We start from the raw sequence: 18,489 nt of genomic DNA, 5'->3' as shown, positions 1-18,489 counted from the left end.
TATTCCTTATAATAGTCATCAAAACATTAAAGTATCTTTTCCATAAGGATCATATCCTTAACTTCACCATCTGAGCATTTAACGTCAGGAAGGTCCTTGCACCAGGTAAACCCCGCATGCTCATAGCTTTTTCTCGCGGCATCATTGCCGACAAAAACTCTTAAAATCAGTTTTTTAAGTCCCAGCTCTTTTTTTGCATATTCGCACATAAGCTCAGCACTTTCATTACCATAGCCCTTGCCTGTGGCATCATCCTCTCCTATGAAAATACCATACTCAGCTTCATGTGTATCTTCGTCAATATCCCTTAGATAAACACTACCCACAGGGCGACCACTTTTTTCACATATTATCAGCTGACAAACTTCGCCGGTTTCAACCTTGTTCTTCATCCAGCCGTTATGTATTTCCTCAGTAAAAACCTCCCGGTATATGAAATTGTTTCTGACCCTGAGGTTATTTCTCCACTTCACCACAAGAGGTGTGTCATCATAGGTAATCTGCCTTAAGTCTACCTTCTCTCCTCTGATAATTTCCATATCACAAATTCCCCTCCAACTTCCTCTTCTTTAGTCAGCTCAACACTTTTTCCCTTATCTTCATAATATCTGACAATCCAGCCCATGTCTCTGTCTTTATCTGCAGCTATATAAGCTTTCTCATCAAAAAGTGCAATCTCCATGGAGTCATCAAGTCCATAAAAAGCCAGCTTTTCTTTTTCCAGCGGGCTTTTTGATGCCCATCCTCCCATAAGGATCGCATTTGAAATCTCATTATCAGCCTTTATGCCAATTCTCTGAGAATAGGTATAGCCACTGTCCTCATATGCCACAGAGGTATAAACATCCTCAAAGAAAAATCTGTCAGCATTATTTTTGAAAAACTCATCAAGCTCTTCGTAGGCTTTATTAGTAGCTTCCCTTCCTGCAATCTCTGCTCTTATGATCTTATCCTGAAAAAGAGTAAACACAGCGCCTATTACAAGGAATATTAAAAGACAACCTCCGGTGAGGAAATGATAATTAAAAGTGCAGTCTCTATCGCTGCCTGTACCATCGAAGTTCTCTATATCCCTTAATATCCATGAAGTCAATATCACAAGTACCACAATCTCCAAAAGGTAAAGAGAATGCGTGATTCTTATAGGATCTCTACCCCTTACAAGAATATACATCCACAAAAGAGTTCTTCCTGCAAAGAGAACAATGAGTCTGAAAAAGGCTTTACCCATTTCAGAAGCTGCTTTTTTACTCTGCTTTCCTTTAAGAAATGCTAACCCCAGCACCACAAGGTACATAAGTAGTGTAATGATATTCCAGGGAGCATCCGTCATAGGATACTCAAAGCTTTTGGGAATTCCTACACTTCTTAGTCTGTATAAATACAGTGGAAGGCATCTCTTTACTGCCTCAAATAGGCCTTCCTTCTCTCTGATGCTCTTTGCATAGGCAGCAATCTCTGCCATCTTCCCTGCATCTATTTTCTCATCGATTCCAAAATTATAATTAACAAGAAGCTCATATTCGCTTTCCTTTAAGTCAATTGATTCATAAAACTCCTTATTATCATCATAATCCGGTATCTGGTAAAAGTCATATATCTGTGTTCTGCTGTCAAAAAATGAATTGAAGGCTCTCCATTCCCCTAATGAATAACCTGCGAAATTTAAAAGCTCAGAAGCCACAAGACCAAGCACAATAATAAGAACTGCGGCTATTTCCTTTTTCCTTCCCTTCTTATCCTCTTCAAGAAATCTGTAAAACGGAATAAGAAGTACAAAAGGAAGCATCAGACTTGTCATCTCAGATCTTGTTAGAAATGCCAAAATAACCAATACTGTCCCTAAGACGCCTCTTCTGTCTGCAAATAAAACCGCTGCTGCTGCGCATAGCATTGCCACGGTAAAGGTATATTGAACAAAAACAAAATGACCTGCAATCAGAGCAAAAGATATAACAAAAAGTGCAGCTGCAACAAAAAGCCTTATTATTGTCTTTTTAGCAGGTGACAGTTTTCTCCCAGGTTTTCCCTCTGGCAGTGAAAATATATTTATAACGCAGAACCTTATCAATATAAAAAGACTGACATACTGGCACAAAATAAGATAAATCCCGTAACAGTCTGCATTACTAAACATTCTGTATACACCGCTAAGAATAAGGCTTATGGGATAAAGCATCTGAATGTTATGTGAAGCAGGCTCTCCTGTAAAAACACCTGCGAGAATATCCTTCATCAGTACATCATCATTTAAATCATAGTAATAAGCGTACAAAAGTCCCATGACTGCTGCGAAAGCCGCAGTCATGAGACCTATAATTATGTTTTTTGAACAATTGCTTTCTTTTTTCATATTTTACAAAGCCTTGTAATACTCTTTAACGCGCATCACCACTTCATCCTGATCCTCACGGGTAAGATTGTAATACATAGGAAGTCTAAGAAGGCGCAGACTCTCTTTGGTAGTATATTTATCTTCACCGTTAAATCTGCTGTACTTAAGTCCCGCTGTTGATGTGTGTAGAGGAACATAGTGAGAAGCAGGCAGGATATCGTTAGCCTTAAGATACTTTATAAGCCCCTCTCTCTCCTCAAAGTCCTTACATTTGATGTAGAACATGTGCGCATTATGTACACACTCCTTGGGAACATAGGGCAGCTCAATCAAGCCGGCCTCTGCCATATCTCTGAAGGCCTCCATATATCTGTCATAGCACTGTAATCTGGCATCATTGATCTCATCTGCCATCTGAAGCTGAGCATAGAGATAAGCAGCATTCATATCGCTGGGAAGATAGGATGAGCCCGGCTGAAGCCATGTGTATTTATCCACCTTACCAAGCTGATAAAGAGTTCTGTTTGTTCCCTTCTCTCTGATAATTATCGCATCATTTACATAAGTCTCATCTCTGAGAAGCAGTGCTCCGCCTTCGCCCATGCTATAGTTCTTGGTCTCGTGGAAGCTGTAATTACCAAAATCACCGATGGCTCCAAGGGCTTTTCCCTTATAGGTACTCATAACACCCTGAGCTGCATCCTCAATAACAAAAAGATTATGTCTTTTTGCTATATCCATTATTGTATCCATCTCGCAGCCCACTCCCGCATAATGAACAGGAACAATGGCTCTTGTCTTTGGTGTTATGGCTGCCTCGATGAGGTTCTCGTCGATATTCATGGTATCAGGGCGGATATCAACAAATACAACCTTTGCACCTCTAAGGACAAATGCATTGGCAGTAGACACAAAAGTGTATGAAGGCATGATAACTTCATCGCCTTCCTTTATGCCCGCAAGTATTGCTGACATCTCGGTAGCATGAGTGCAGGAGGTTGTAAGAAGGCACTTACTTACACCTGTTTTCTCCTCAAACCATTCATTATCTTTTTTGGTATATGCGCCATCTCCGCAAATCTTCTGGTTCTCAACACATTCCTTTATATATTCCATTTCCTTCCCTGTATAGGGCGGAACATTAAAATTGATTCTCATATTTTTCAGCCTTTCTGCTCAAGGAAAATCTTACGTGTAACGAAATTGTACACCATAACCACGCCTGTAGCACCAAACTTGAAGAAGAGATTCTTGGCAAATGATTCACTCATAATGCTCTTCAGCCATCCCCAGTTCATATAGATCAGATCAATACCTATATACAGGCACAGCTCATTAACTCCAAGACCTATGATGCTTAAGATAAGGAAAATAGCAAACTCTCTCCTTCTGCTCATGTCATCGCGGCGTACAAAGACAAACTTGAAGCTCAAAATATAATTAACAACCACAGAAACAGTAAATCCAACGAGTGCAGATATCAGATAGTACTTAGGAAAAATCGCTGCTATCCCTGCCTTTTCAAAAAGAAAATTTGCCCCAAGATACAGGAAGTAGTCAACAAAGAAACAAAAAACTCCCACAAGCCCAAACTTCATAATCTGCTGAAATAAATTATTCATAATATCCTCTTTCCAATTCCTCAGTCGGCAGTATAGATTTCGAACCGACCATTATCGAAGATATTATTATACTTCCAAGTGCTAAGGAAGTCCAATAACAGGTCGTACTTTTCCTCTGCAAGCACCTCTCCCTCAAAATCAGGATTTATTATAACCACAGGTAAATCCTTGCTTTCATCGCCGTTAAATGAAGAAAGTGCCTCTGAAAACTTTTCGGTTGTATTTGAATCAAGATCCGGCCATGTTGTAAAGATGGCAGGCTCCATATCCATCAGATAAGAAAGCCCCGGAGCCTTACCAAACTGAAGAAGACTCCTGTCGCCAAGATCATTATCATTTAAACACTTATATACTTCAGAAATGTCTTCTGCATTTGTAATCGTCGTATGCATCCCTGCAGCCTTTGGAATATCCATGGAGCCTATCAGTGTAGTCCTCTTTGTTCCGTCTGTTCCATCCACAAAGCTGTGTTCCAGATGAAAAAGTGAACCCTGTACAAACAGCAGCACCAAAACCGCCATATACATAGCCTTCCAGGTGAAGTGGATTTCCACAGGACCTGCTGCCTGTCTGACTCTTCTGAACATCCACATCACAAAAGGAGCTACGATGAAAAGATTATTAATCAGAGGATATGTATAGTTATTACTTCCGACAGGTGTGATAAAAATTATAAGAAGCGCTGCAAGGCACAGACTTCTTTCTGATGCCTGCCCGTTTATATTAGGTGTAACTCCCACCAAAAGGAATCCAAGTCCAAATATCAGAAACATCATGGCAGGCTCAAACATTGAGTCATAGTAATAATAGCTTCTTGTGAACACATTGCTCTTGTAATAAAAAAGCAGAAGCACAAATATCCCTGCAACATAAAGAATTCTCTTTATCCAGTAGTATCTCCCGGGCTTTAGCATTATCATGATAAGCCCTACTATCATGCAGGGAATCATAATTATCATATTCCTGAAACTCCTGTACCAGGCACCAAGTATTGATCCCAGCATGCCGAAAGCCGAATAATCAGAAGCCCCCTTAGACATAGTGGACAGGGACGTTATCATATCACCATATGCAGTTATTCCGTACTTTGCACTTATAAAAATAAAAGGAATAATAAACCCAATAAAGAATCCCAGAATGCAGAGTCCTGTTTTACCAAGAATCTCTTTTATATCACGTTTATGGATTGTCTCATAATACCAGAGAATAAGAATCATGGCTGCTTCGATTATATTGGGAAATCTCACCATCACCGACAATCCAAAAAATACTCCGGAAAGAACAAACTTCCATTTCGTGATCTCATAATCCGTCATGGCATGCATAAGAAAAAGCGTGCCTGCAGTAAAACAGAAATAAGTAAGATAATTATAAAGAATTACTCTTGGGCACCAGCAAAGATTGATTGCTATGATTTCCCCAAGAAAAGTCATCCAGCCCGGCATCCATCTCTGCAAAAGATAATACGCAGTGATGGCAGTTGCACTTATCACAAAGGAACAATAGATATTCATTCCAAGCATTGTATCTCCGCCGGGAAGACTCATAAACAGTCTTCCCAACACATTTGGAATATAGGTTGCGATCATCCACATGGGATCAAGCGCATCCAAATACTGATAATTGCCAAGACTGTAGGTTGTATCCGTTATGTCAACACCCTGAGACGCACCAATCAGAGGATAAAATAGCAGTATCAAAGGAAACAGCCATTTCTCCATCGGCTTCTGATATTTTTTAAATCTGAAAACCTTACTCTTTATGGTCCTTAGTGTTAACATACCCTCTTCTCTAACCCCCAAAATTTAGCGTTCTTTTGAAACCTTCTGTCCGTTTACTCTGTAGACCATGTCACATTTTTCAATAGTCTGAAGTCTGTGGGCGATTATAATAAGCGTCTTCTTACCATGAAGTCTGTTGATAGAATCCATGATAGCCGCCTCTGTTTCATTATCAAGCGCACTTGTTGCCTCATCAAGCACAAGTACTTCCGGATCCTCAAACAGAGCTCTCGCAATACCGATACGCTGTCTCTGTCCACCGGAAAGTCGTATTCCTCTCTCTCCTATTGTAGTATCAAGCCCATCAGGAAGAGATCTTACATATTCATCAAGCTGGGCTTCCTTAAGAGCTGCCCAGACCTTATTATCATCTATATCCTCATCGGGAATTCCGAAGGCCACATTTTTACGGATGGTTGAATCCAGCATAAAAATCGTCTGCGGAATATATCCGATATTTTTAAGCCACTCGGGATAATGATTTCTTACTTCCACACCGTCCGCCAAAATATCACCGCTCTCTACCTGCAATAGTCCAAGCAGAATATCAACTATCGTGGTCTTTCCGGCTCCTGAGGTACCTACAATACCGATTGACTTTCCTACCGGTATACTCATTTCTGCATTTTTAAGCACGTACGCATCCGTATTTGGATAATGATACGTGATATTTTTAAGCTCTATTGTCTTATGAACGGGAAGCTTTTCAACCTCGCGCATCTTCTCATAATCCTCAGCCCTGTAGGAGATTGAACCATCATTGATTTCCTGCTGAAGATTGTCACTTACATTCATAAAGAAAGGCTCAAAATATGAAATTGATGTGAGATAATTGTTTATTCTGTTGGCGCTTGGAAGAAGTCTTGCTGCTGCCGCTGCAAGAACTGACATCTGAGGGAGCATACTCTTTAAGCTCTCACCGCTCATCATGACGATAAGCATATATCCAACCATACCGCCAATACTTATGGTCTCAATAAGAAGCCTTGGGGTTGAGTTATAAAGGTTGTATTTCTGAACTGCATTGACATAGCCCTCACCGCACTTGGCATAACCGTTTATAAAATAATTCTCTTTATTGGCAATCTTTATCTCTTTAATTCCGGTTACAGATTCTTCAATCCACTTAAACAGCCCGCTGTAGTAATCCTGATTATCCTGTCCTGCCTTGACCATTACGGGCTTAACTGCAAACTTGATTATAAGAAGTACAGCCACAAGGAGTGACGCAATTGAAAGTGTCATTCTGGCATCCTGGGTAAGAAGAACTACTACCAGACAGGAAAAAACTATCATCTCGGAAATAAGCTGAAGACAGCTGAGAATCAGTCCGTACATATTGTTTACATCTGAAGTGATATTTCTCTGAATAACCGAAGTGTCAGCATTCAAGTAATACTCATAAGGTCTCTCCATGAAATTGATCATCATGCGCCTTGAAGTAGCAAACTGATTGGTATATACAAACCTTAGCTGCACCACATTAACAAAAAACAGGAAAATATTTTTAATGATAAACACAAGGATCATCGAAACCATTATGATTGCAGCAAATTGCGTGGTATTTTGACACCCCAAAATATTATATAGAGCGGATAGAAACTTTTGTGCTTTAACCGCCTCAGGGTCCACAACTGTGGTCATAACAGGTACGATCATCATGATTCCCAGCGATTCAAGAATACCGCCTATAAGCATCATGATAATGATAAGTACCATCTGTCTCTTCTGTCTCCCATCAAGAAGGAGCATCATCTTCTGATAAATTTTTCTCATCTCTCTCCTCTAATAACGATAGTTTATTATCTGGCAAAGACCGTTCTAATTCCAGAACCGTTACTCAATCATGCTTCGTATTCCCGATCGATACCAGGCTCTGAATTGTCATTCTGAATCAGTCATCAATTATCTGCTCATTAAGTCTGTGTATCTCAGGTGCTTCATATTTATCCATGAAATCATCTCCAAGGAACACTTTTTCATCAACAAATTTAATTGAGTCCACTACAGTATATACAGATACAAGTTTATCAAATTTAAGTCCATCTATAAAGTTAAGCATCTCCATGGGGAATGTTCCCGAAAGAAGGATCACCTCCGGAAACAGCTTTTCATAATCAAGATAATCTCTCGGATGCTGCTTTATCATTACTATAGCATCCTTGCCATCAATAGTTCCGTATTCGCGGACAAGATCCTTAAAAAGTCTCTCTCTGGTCTCAAGATCACAGAGGGGCTCTGATAAAATAAGAACCCTTGGCTTATCCTTACCCTCGTCAAGCTGCTCTTTTAATTCCTGCATATTCTCAACAAACAGCTTAAGCATAAGTTCCTTGTCAGCCCTTGTAAGCTCATCCACCAGTGGCTGCCTCGGAGCCTCAATATATTTAGGGCAGGGATAATCCAATATGGATATATCATTAACTTCCATATCGATGCAGTATCTGCCCCACCCATTCTGAATAAAAATAAGTCCCGTAGATGCAAGAAATGCCTTGAACCTGAAATGTCCGTTATTATCATAGCGGGCCTGGTCTCCGTACTTTATACAGTTAAGACCATCCTCAAGGGCATGATATCTTATCTTCTTATAATTCAGATAATAGCCTATGGGATCAGAATCACAAAAGACATAGATATCCTTATATTTTGTAAAATCAACAGGCACATACTTCTCCTGAAGCTGCGCAAATCTCCTGCAGAATTCTATTCTGTTTAACATATTTTTAGGAAGACTTCCTGTATTGGTTCGAAGTGGCTTTAGCTCAGGAAAGAACGTATCCTCCTTCTCATCATACTCTATAACCTCTTCAAAAAGTCCGCAGTTCCTTGCTCTTTCCACCATTGAGCCAAATTTATTACTCATTTTGGAAAGCACTAAAGTGGCACGCCCTGCCATTTTACTTCCATCCCCTGCTTTTGAAGAAGTAAAGTCACTGCCTTCTTTTGCAAACTGATGCATTATATGAAATTCTTTCAGACATGTCACATAAACATGATAGAAAGTGTGACATACATAGATTCTATCGTGCAAGTTATATCTCCTCATCTATAAACAAATGTCTCTATCTGACAAAAAACGGTCTGTTTCCAATACCGTTACCCTGTCCTGCTTCGCATTCCCGGGCAGTACAAATCTTAGCTTCTATTCTTTTTCCTGAGATTTCTGTAAAACCACAAAAGCCTGTAATACAGATAAAACATCATATGTGATTTCATCTGCATTCCTATAAGCTTCTTCTCCTCAGGATGAATCCTGTCAATATAATATGGGTTACTCTGAAAATCAGGAAAAGCTTCCTTCATTTCCTCCCCCATTCTCTTTGTGAAATTGTAACAGTCCTTTATATGCTGCTCTTTGGGCATTGCTGAAAACAGAGTGTTCACATAAAAAAGTACAGTATACATGAACTCTATCTCATCTTTATATTTATCAAGATACCCATGAGTCTTAGCCTCAGTAAGGATCTGTCGTCCCGCAGTCATCCGGTCCTCCAGGTTCTTTTTTGAAATAGTATGAACCGTGGACGCATCGTGCTGATAATAAAAATACAGAGGCTCCGGTATGTATTCAAAATGTTTTACCCTCAGCATCCATGTATTACTTACTGCATTATCCTCATAAAAAATGTCCTCGGGAAAAACATCGATCTTTTCAGAGCTTACTCTCTTATCACCAAGGACAATATTTCTCTTATATATTTTTACCACAAGGCTTCCGGTATCAAGAATAAGCTTTTTATACTTTTCTTCATCCATTATGCCTGTCTGTTCAGAATTATTATTGTGTACAACCTGCCCGGGCTTAAAGGTATAGCTGTCAACAAGACTGTAGTCACAGCCCACCATATCGGCTCCGGTTTCATCTGCCCTTTTAAGTAATCTCTCGTAATAATCGGGAACAACCCAGTCATCAGCGTCAATAAAGCCAATCCACTCTCCACCGGCTCTGCCAAGCCCGATGTTTTTGGCACCTCCCTGATGGTGATTGACACTGCTGTGAATAGCTATAAATCTCCCGGGATACTGTTTCTCATAAGTCTGCATAATTTCAAAAGAATTATCCGTAGAGCAGTCATCCACAGCGATAATCTCTATCTCACCGTCCGGCAACGTCTGATTCACAAGTGAATCAAGACAATGCTTCAATTTATCTTCTCCTGCCATATTGTAGACAGGAACTATCACACTAAGTCGCATTTATCAGCTCTTTCCAAGTCACATTCGATATTTCTAAGACTTCTTAAAAGGCGTTCAGGAATCCTGCCTTCTGCAGGACACGCCCCTCGCTTTGCAAGGGCCTTGTCCAATACGAATATAGAATTTCTGATGAAATTCTACATTCTACTAAGTTCATCGCCAAGAATATCCACGATGTTTTCCATGTCAAATCTGCTATAGCGCTGGTCAATCCAGAAAGCAAGCATGTTTTCGGAAAAACCCTTAGCATTATAGCATATTGCTGCACCTTCTTCAGCTATGGGCCATAGTACCGGTGCATAAATTCCCCGAAGCGCAAGTCTCTTCTCAAATCCGTCGCGGGTTATGTTTTTCCCGTCATCGGTAATTGCGCTTCTTCTCATGAATTCTATATCCAGAACAATCGGAAGCATAAAGGGTGTATATTTATAGCCTTCACTGTTTCCATTTACAGGTATCTCAGGAAGGAGTCTGAAAGCTTTCCCGCAAAGAGGAAGACTTTCTAATTTCTTATACAGATTTCTGTAATTTGCCCTTCTTCTGTCTGATATTCTGTACAGATCAATATCGCTCAGATAATCCGCACTCACATCTGACATATGGTAGGGATCAAGGCCGTCACTTAAGGAGTCCTCTGCCTCTGAAAGCAGCTCTCTAAAATGAGTCTTAAGCTCACTGTCTCCGTTATCAAGATACTCTGTTTTTTCAGTAAGAGCCTGCATTCTAAGGGCTGTAAAATCTGTCTCTCCGGTAAGCGCTCCCATTACAAATTCGGTATTTGATATAGCAAATGCACCGTCAGGAATTCCAAGCCACTTTCTGATACTTCCCACATAATAATCAGCCCTGTCCTTTTCAAATAAAAATGATTCAGGCTCCATCAAAATGTGCGTCACATCCTCAATAATAAGCGCATTGGGAAAGCTCTTCTTAAGTCCATCTGATATCTCATCCGTATCTGCAATTCCAAAGAAGTTCATGATCAGTACCGCAAAAGCTTCTGACTCTGAGGTGCCTCCCATAACCTCTTCTATTCTGTCAAAGAGAGCATCCTTGGCTATGCACAGATTTTCTTCTATCTTGTAATATGAAACCTCCATGCCCCTTACTTCAAAGGGTTTTACCATTGAATCACAGGATAATGCAGGGATAAAAACATGTTTAAGTCCCTTGTTCTTTGCAATAATATCATCTGCAACAAAGCCTATCGCATCTCTTCCACATCTCAAAAACTCTATGTTTTTGCTGCCTCTTTGAGCAAGGTCTGAATAGATACTGATAAAATCGTCTCTTCTTACAGCTTTTTCCAAATTAAACTCGCTACCGATCTCGTACATTGTTTTCCCCTTATCCTTCTATTGTTCCTGATATCAATAATCTCCATGGTAATAGGTCTGTCTTACTTTCCCGTTTTTGTACTCCCAGACATAACCTATTCCTGTAGAGCTTATTTTTCCGGCATATTTTCTTATGCCCTCCACGTAGACATAGTAGGTTCCTGAATGTTTAAATGAGCTCCCCTTAAATTTCTTAACTACAGCAGAAGTCTTCTTTTTCCCTACCGAAGCTACCTTAACATAGCCTTTGTCTCTGTTTTTTGATACATAAATTCTGTATCCGGCATTTACATACTTTGATTTATCCCACTTAAGTACAAGCTTTTTGTTCTTGATGCCAAGGTCAAAATCATTCCCATAATTATAGGCCTTTATCATCGGCTGTGCAAAAAGAAATATTCTGTCCGACCATTCGCCTTCATATGTTTTACCGTTTATTATAGCAACAGATTTGACCTTAAAGGAATAGCATTTCTTGTCATCTATCCTGCTACTGAAGGAATTAGTGAAAAGTTCCCCTGATTTTATCCTTTTTCCTGCCTTATCCATGAAAACATATCTGTAGTTTCCTGCATTCTGCTCATTCCAGCCAACATATACTTTCTTTTTGTTAGCGTACCATCTTGTCTGGGTAAGACCGCTTATCTTTCCGGGAAGCGTTTTTATTATGACACTTCCTGCCTGATCCTCTTTTTGTCCGTCTTTCCCGTCACGAACATATCTAAGTACAACAGTATACTTCATTCCGGGCTTTAAGCCTGTAAATGTATGGCTCAGGGTCCCCTGTTCAAAGCTCAGAGCGTGGGAAAGTGCAGAATTTTTGGCTTCGGTCTCATCTTCTCCTATCCCCAGATAGTAGACTTTTGCCCCCGTAATTCTTGTCCAGTTTACCGTAGCACTGTCTGTTGAAAGCCTGCTCTGGGTAATAACTGAAACTGCTGCATTAACTCCGATTTTATTAAAGCATAGCAATCCCAAAAACAGTACAAGTACCGGTATATATTTTTTAAGGCAAAAACTCTTCAGACTTTTCATTTTTTCTCCTCTTTCCCGTCTGTTACTTCTTTCTCATTATCTTTAGCTGACTTTTTACGTCTGAAATGGCCAAACTCATGCTTCTTTATCAGCGAATTTACAATAAGGATGGCAATGGTTACTACGGAAATAATTCCAAACAGATCAAGTAATCTCAGGATGAGAGGCGTTCTTTCAACCACAGCAAATATCGCCTCTTTGTCATCCATCTCTATTTCAAGATAGCTTCCAATCGCCCTGGAAGGAATTTCTTCCCAATTCTCATCCCTGTAAATCTTAACAATTGAATTTTTGTAGGGATTGTAAATTCTTATTTTTCTTTCAGTTGTCTGTGAAAAAGTACCCTCATCTATACTTATCTTGTATTTAACAACTCTTTTTTCCAAAGATGGGCTATTTATATCATATTCCGGTTCTTCCACCATCTCAGCCGTTATATGCGCGTCATCTCCGTAACTACCTCCAAGAATCGCGATATGCTTGTTTGTGCTCTGGTATAATTCAGTACTTTCGATAGCCTTGTTTGTTGCTACATACTCACCGGACAAAACATAGCTTCCGTCCATAACCTTACCGGTTACATCGGGCCACTTTATGAAAAAGTCCTCCCTTTCTTCACCTTTAGGGAATTCCAGTTTTTCAAGACTCTCACCATAGGGAAGCTCCTGCTCACCAAGTTTTTGTCCTTCTACTTCAAACACTACCTTAAGGTGTCCGAACTGTGCCGGTGTCCTTCCGTGTTCAATAAGCTCAGCATATCCAAGAGGCTGCGCTATCCCTTCAAAACTAATGTCATCGATACCGCCTATTTTATTTTCAACAAAATAGTTACCGCTGATATTATCAAGCTTAGCTTTCTTCGTTTCAGAATCAGTATTAACAATTCCTGCTATTGATCCGTATCTCTCAGTCGGAGTCTTTTGCCATGTAACAAGCGCATTACATCCTGTGATTGTGGTTCCGTAGCCTGTGATACCTCCTACATATTTATTTCCATCAAGAAGACACAGTGCATTGCAATCCCTTATTATGGACAGCGACTGGCCTGCAATTCCGCCGGTATAACTACCCTCAGTGCTCTTTGCAAGTCCGTATCCGTCACAGGATGTAACTATACCCTGAGCCATATAACCAACGATCAGTCCTGCTCCATCCTTCTTGGATTCGATGGTAGCCTCATTTTCACATTCGCAGATTATGTTCTTTAAAGTATATTTGCTTCCCTTTCCGATGTTGATGTTTCCTGCAGCATTTTCTTCAGGATCTTCATCATCTATCGCCATGGAACCCGCAATACCGCCTACATTGATGTCTCCCTTTACGGTTCCTCTGTTTTTGGAGCTGTCAACCCTTCCGGTCCTCGCCTGTTGAATCTCTTCATCGGAAACATCCTTGAAAACTGCCGCATCATCATTATAAATAATATCAAACTGATCAGAAATGATATGGTAAATAACATTTATCTGATCATTTACTGCATTAAGATTTGAATTAAGGGTATGAGAGGTCGACTTACCATCCTGATTGATATTCTCAATCGAACCGGATATCCCCCTCAGATTTGCATGGAGTGAATCAAGACTTGCATCCCAGTCACTGCCAAGTCCGGAAACCCTGAGCTTTTCCTGAGAGTTCAGATAGTCAATGATGCTTCTTGCACCGTTTGCAGCCTCTTTAAGCTCGCCCTCAGCATCCTGAAGTGCCGATATCGCATTCTGTGTTTCACCTAAAACAGCATCCTCTGAAGACTGTGAATAAGGCTTATAAGTCTCAAGAATCGTAGACACTCCGCCAAACATTCCGGAAATACTGCTGCCGGAATCCGAGGTTAGCTGCTGAAGCTCAGCAAGATATGAATTGAGCTGGTTCTGTTCATCCACATTTAAAGCTTTTAGTTTTCTCTCACCATTTTCATCATAGACGTAATCACCGTATTCATCGGTCTCATACATCATCTGATTGATCCTGTTTGTAATCTCCTCCATTCGTTGCTTGTTTTCACTGGTTTTGGCAACGTTCTCATATATCTGATTTTCACTGCTCTCAATGGTATATCTGTCATCCTCAGAGAGCTGGCCGTCAACATTTATGGATTCAACAGCTCTTGCCAATGCATTATTAAAATAGTACATCTTATCGGAAGCTCCAGACAGATGATCAAGAACTCCCGGCATGTTCTGCATCACATACTCAAATCTTTCAAGAGCAAGATTGATAGTCCTGACATTATCATTTACCGAAGTCGTAAGTTCTCCTGCAAGGGCATGTCCATCATCCACAACACCGTTTGCATATCCGGTAAGACTCGTCACATCAGATGACAAAACATTTACGCCGCCGTCCATATCATTAAGTGTCTGCTCAACAAGGTCATGGAGCTTATCTGCAGCTTCAGGCAGAGTCTGCAGATCCTCAGGCTCAAGGTCAGGCTCCATCTGTCCTACGATTCCGCCTATATCCTTACGGCCATTGATCAGACCCTCATTTACACTGTATGTAACTACACCGACCTGCCTTCCGGCAATTCCGCCTATATTGTAGCCTGTGTGCTCATATCCTATATTTCCTTTGTTAGTGCACCTTACTATGCTACCCTTTGAATATCCACTGATTCCACCGGTATCGGTTCCTGTCCTTAATATCCTGCTTTCTTCGGAGATGGATGATGTAATGGACTGAATGATTCCTTCGCCTTTCTCATCATCCTTTATAACCCAGTCCTCATTGTCATTTATATTTCCGTTATTGACCGAACCGGAGATAACACCATAATTTTTACCTACGATACCGCCTGTAAAGTAATATCCTGCCACATGGGAATCATTTATACAGTTATTGATTACTCCCTTGCGCTCATTTATTGCAGCGATAGCTCCTACTGTATTATTTCCTTCTATTCTTCCGGCGTACTTGCAGTCCTTTATGACGCCCTGATTCATTCCACAGATTCCGCCTGTGAATTTCATCTCATCTGTCATCCTGATATCGCCTGAAACATTGAGATCCTGAACCATTCCGTTTGGACCGATATATCTGAAAAGCCCGGTTATATAGTTGTCATCTGTTTTGTCGTACCCCTCTATCACGTGCTGTCCGCCCTTGAATATTCCGTTGAAATACGGGATCATTTCAAAGTCTTTACCTGACAGGTCAAGATCTGTTTTAAGATTAATTATCTTATTAAGAGACCATTCATCACTCTTACAGTTCTTTGCAAATTCCGCAAAATCAGAATAGTTATTGATGTCTATATTCTCATATACGATAGGTTCCGGTTCTTCGCTGTTCTCTTCGCCTTCACCTTCGGCATTTCCATCAGTAACCTCTTTTTCCTTTTCTTCTTCCTCTTCTTCCTCTGCAGTTTGTGCCATCTGGGCAATAGCATCGCTCTTTACCTTTTTCTCGACACTATCAATAATCTCATTGGTTATCTGATTCCCTATTCCATCAGTAGCATAAGCTGTAGCCTTAGTGTTTCCAAGGACTATCGCTCCAATTATAAGAGTCATAACGCTCTTTTTAAGAATGAGTTTAAGAGTTTTTATTTTCACTGTCTTCTCCTCCCCCTGCATATGCAGGCGCATTCTCAAAAGGAGCCTGTTCAAATGCAGCCCGCTCCTCTGGAGTCAGATTATTCTCATCAAGCTTTGTCACATTTCCGCTTCTGACAAGGGCATTTATATCACCTCTCACAACCGCATGAACTTCACCGATTATCCTGCCGTTTATCTGTCCCTGCACTCTGCCGTCTATTCTCATAAGCCCGACCTCTCGCTCAATTCCGAGCGGAACTGAAACCTCGAAGGAAGTCTTATCAATGATCTTTGCACCGATAAGAAGTATCTGAGGCAAAACAAACATAACCAGGAAAATTGAAATAATTGTTCCTCGTCCAAGGCACTGTCCTATTCCGCAAATCGCACCGTCTGATGTAAGAAGACCGATGGAAATTCCAGCAAGGGCAAGCATTGACCCCGAGGTAATGATCGTAGGAAATGCAAAATTCATAGTCTCAATGATTGCATCCCTGTGGGACATCTTATCCTTAAGTTCCATAAATCTTCCGGAAATAACTATCGCGTAGTCGATATTTGCACCCATCTGAATTGAACTTACTATCAGGTAAGTCATGAAAAAGATATTGTCCTTCTGCAAAGTCGGAAATGCAAAGTTTATCCAGATTGCACCCTCAATAACCAAAATAAGAAGTACAGGCATTCCTGCAGATTTGAAGGTAAACAGCAAAACCACAAGCACAGCCAGGATAGATATGACAGTTACAACCGTATTATCTCTGGAGAAAGTCTTTTGCAGGTCAAACTGGCTGGTAGCTTCACCGATAATAAGGATCTGTCCTTCATAGTATCTGTTAGCCATGGTGTGCATCTGATCAAGGAAATTAAATGTCTCTTCACCTTCCTGCGGAAGATTTAAGTAAACAAGAATTCTGCTGAAGTTCTCGCCCTGAAGCTGCTTCTTTGCGATGTTCATCTGCTCATAGGCATCATCAAGAGTCTCCTTCATGCTCTCATCAAGTGTTACATAACCCTCCTCAACCTCATCATGTAAAAACATGATCATGTCAATAAGCGGAACCTTGTAGGTTGAGATACCATTTACAAGCTTCGCATAATTCTTATCATTTACTGCATAAGCCATATACAAAAGCTCTGCCATCTCATAATCAAGTTCCAGGAGTTCTGAGAACTCTCTGGCAGAAAGCTTATCAGCAAGGCAGTAGCCTCCCATGGCTTCTATGTTTGCAAGGCCCTGTGCCGACTTAACCTCAGGACAGTCCAGATAATTCTGTATCAGCTTCTTTTCCTTTTCATAGTTACCTGAAGGAATATTTACCGCTACAAAGTTGGATTCGCCAAAGGTCTCATTTATCATGTCCGTTGCGATCTGAGTCTCATTTTTAATGGGAGTCTTGATCATCGAGTATCCATAAACAAAAGGACATTTGTTTTGGATCAAGAACGCCGCTATTATAATGACAACAAATGCAGGTGGAACTATAAATCTTGAATAATAGTCAAATTTGCCCACAAATGGAATCTTAGGAACAAAGCTCTTGTGCCTGGTCTTATCCATCCAGGGACCAAAGATCATAAGAAGTCCCGGCATCAGAAGGAACACTGCCAAAAGGCTTAGTAAAATAGCCTTTATAAGGCAGATTGCCATATCACTACCTATACCAAACTGCATGAACAGCATGGCAATAAGACCACCAATTGTAGTAAGTGAACTTGATGATATCTCAGGAATCGCTTTACTTAGTGCCAGAATATCCGACTCTCTTATGGGCAGATTTTCATGCTCTTCTTTATACCTGTTACAGAAAATAACAGCATAGTCTATGGACAGAGCAAGCTGCAGTACTATAGTAACCGAGTCAGATACAAAAGATATCGTTCCAAGAATGAAGTTAGTACCGGCTGAAAGAAGCGCTGCTGCACCAAAAGTCAAAAGAAGAACCGGAATCTCAGCATAGGTCTCTGATGTAAGAACCAAAACCACAAGGACGATTACCACCACGAGAGCGCTGACTGTCTGCATCTCCTTCTCAATAGTCTCTGCCGCAGCATTACCCATAGAAGTACTTACGAAAATATCATAGTCAGCAAGCATCCCCTTTATCTCTTCAAGACCATCCAGAGATCGCTGATCCGTATCCTCATACTTAAAAGTGATATCAAAGAGAGCGGAAAAATTGTTGTAATGATCAACGGTCTCATCAAAGGTGATCATCGCAACATCTTCTCTTTCTCCTATAGTCTCTGACAATGCCTTGGCATCCTCATAAACAATATTTGATACCATTATCTTGGCAGATCCGTATGTTGTATATTCTTCTCCCATGAGATCAAGACCGAGACTGGTCTCAAAAGAATCGGGAAGATAAGCCGAAAGTGAATCCTCAACCTTAACCATTCCCGCAGCTATTGCACAGAAAATCATAGCAATGCCAAATAAAAGAAAGAAGAGGTTACGCCTGTCAACTATGAAGGTCGCAACCTTCATCATGACGTCTCCGTCCTCCTTTTGAACAGAAGCTTTCGATATATTGCCTTGTTCTGACATATTAAATTACCCCCCACAAAACTTTTACATCCTGTAAAGTATGGAACAAAACAAATCTGTCCCATACTTCATTACATTTATCATATTTTATTTTA

12 protein-coding genes are annotated in these 18,489 nt (G+C 40.5%); all 12 read right to left on the bottom strand.

Annotation, left to right across the window (positions count from 1 at the left end; all coding sequences use genetic code 11):
* Positions 1–26: 26 nt before the first annotated feature.
* Positions 27–539, bottom strand: a complete 513-nt coding sequence (locus tag T501_RS06045) for a GNAT family N-acetyltransferase (protein WP_044913840.1) — start codon at positions 537–539, stop codon at positions 27–29.
* Positions 512–2,353, bottom strand: a complete 1,842-nt coding sequence (locus T501_RS06040; RefSeq protein ID WP_026509524.1) for a hypothetical protein — start codon at positions 2,351–2,353, stop codon at positions 512–514. The genes T501_RS06045 and T501_RS06040 overlap by 28 nt, the downstream gene beginning before the upstream one ends.
* Before the next feature lie 3 nt (positions 2,354–2,356).
* Complete coding sequence (gene rffA / locus T501_RS06035) at positions 2,357–3,493, bottom strand: dTDP-4-amino-4,6-dideoxygalactose transaminase (RefSeq protein WP_026509525.1); 1,137 nt, start codon at positions 3,491–3,493, stop codon at positions 2,357–2,359.
* A gap of 5 nt (positions 3,494–3,498) precedes the next feature.
* Complete coding sequence (locus tag T501_RS06030; protein ID WP_026509526.1) at positions 3,499–3,957, bottom strand: GtrA family protein; 459 nt, start codon at positions 3,955–3,957, stop codon at positions 3,499–3,501.
* Positions 3,958–3,977: 20 nt separating this feature from the next.
* A complete protein-coding gene (locus tag T501_RS06025) occupies positions 3,978–5,738 on the bottom strand; it encodes a hypothetical protein (protein ID WP_026509527.1) in 1,761 nt (586 codons plus the stop codon).
* Between the two features lie 24 nt (positions 5,739–5,762).
* On the bottom strand, positions 5,763–7,514 hold the full coding sequence (locus T501_RS06020) for an ABC transporter ATP-binding protein (protein WP_026509528.1): 1,752 nt from the start codon (positions 7,512–7,514) through the stop codon (positions 5,763–5,765).
* A gap of 118 nt (positions 7,515–7,632) precedes the next feature.
* Entirely contained in the window at positions 7,633–8,772 is a 1,140-nt protein-coding gene (locus T501_RS06015) for a glycosyltransferase family 52 (RefSeq protein ID WP_026509529.1), read from the bottom strand.
* Between the two features lie 104 nt (positions 8,773–8,876).
* Entirely contained in the window at positions 8,877–9,938 is a 1,062-nt protein-coding gene (locus T501_RS06010; RefSeq protein ID WP_026509530.1) for a glycosyltransferase family 2 protein, read from the bottom strand.
* A 137-nt stretch (positions 9,939–10,075) separates the two neighbouring features.
* Positions 10,076–11,275 (bottom strand): hypothetical protein, encoded by a 1,200-nt coding sequence (locus T501_RS06005; protein ID WP_044913839.1) that lies wholly within the window; start codon positions 11,273–11,275, stop codon positions 10,076–10,078.
* Between the two features lie 33 nt (positions 11,276–11,308).
* A complete protein-coding gene (locus T501_RS06000) occupies positions 11,309–12,310 on the bottom strand; it encodes a fibronectin type III domain-containing protein (RefSeq protein WP_044913838.1) in 1,002 nt (333 codons plus the stop codon).
* Positions 12,307–15,861 (bottom strand): hypothetical protein, encoded by a 3,555-nt coding sequence (locus T501_RS05995; RefSeq protein ID WP_044913837.1) that lies wholly within the window; start codon positions 15,859–15,861, stop codon positions 12,307–12,309. The genes T501_RS06000 and T501_RS05995 overlap by 4 nt, the downstream gene beginning before the upstream one ends.
* Positions 15,842–18,394: an MMPL family transporter gene (locus tag T501_RS05990; protein ID WP_081843056.1), complete on the bottom strand. Its 2,553-nt coding sequence runs from the start codon at positions 18,392–18,394 to the stop codon at positions 15,842–15,844. The genes T501_RS05995 and T501_RS05990 overlap by 20 nt, the downstream gene beginning before the upstream one ends.
* Positions 18,395–18,489: the final 95 nt, after the last annotated feature.

It is taken from the genome of Butyrivibrio sp. WCE2006, assembly GCF_000701985.1.
Taxonomy (GTDB): Bacteria; Bacillota; Clostridia; order Lachnospirales; family Lachnospiraceae; genus Butyrivibrio.
This window is presented reverse-complemented; position numbering and strand designations above follow the sequence as displayed.

Excerpts from the sequence above, each read along its gene's own strand:
- T501_RS06045 (WP_044913840.1), bottom strand. The coding sequence starts at position 539 with ATGGAAATTATCAGAGGAGAGAAGGTAGACTTAAGGCAGATTACCTAT.
- T501_RS06040 (WP_026509524.1), bottom strand. The coding sequence starts at position 2,353 with ATGAAAAAAGAAAGCAATTGTTCAAAAAACATAATTATAGGTCTCATG.
- rffA (WP_026509525.1), bottom strand. The coding sequence starts at position 3,493 with ATGAGAATCAATTTTAATGTTCCGCCCTATACAGGGAAGGAAATGGAA.
- T501_RS06030 (WP_026509526.1), bottom strand. The coding sequence starts at position 3,957 with ATGAATAATTTATTTCAGCAGATTATGAAGTTTGGGCTTGTGGGAGTT.
- T501_RS06025 (WP_026509527.1), bottom strand. The coding sequence starts at position 5,738 with ATGTTAACACTAAGGACCATAAAGAGTAAGGTTTTCAGATTTAAAAAA.
- T501_RS06020 (WP_026509528.1), bottom strand. The coding sequence starts at position 7,514 with ATGAGAAAAATTTATCAGAAGATGATGCTCCTTCTTGATGGGAGACAG.
- T501_RS06010 (WP_026509530.1), bottom strand. The coding sequence starts at position 9,938 with ATGCGACTTAGTGTGATAGTTCCTGTCTACAATATGGCAGGAGAAGAT.
- T501_RS06005 (WP_044913839.1), bottom strand. The coding sequence starts at position 11,275 with ATGTACGAGATCGGTAGCGAGTTTAATTTGGAAAAAGCTGTAAGAAGA.
- T501_RS06000 (WP_044913838.1), bottom strand. The coding sequence starts at position 12,310 with ATGAAAAGTCTGAAGAGTTTTTGCCTTAAAAAATATATACCGGTACTT.
- T501_RS05990 (WP_081843056.1), bottom strand. The coding sequence starts at position 18,394 with ATGTCAGAACAAGGCAATATATCGAAAGCTTCTGTTCAAAAGGAGGAC.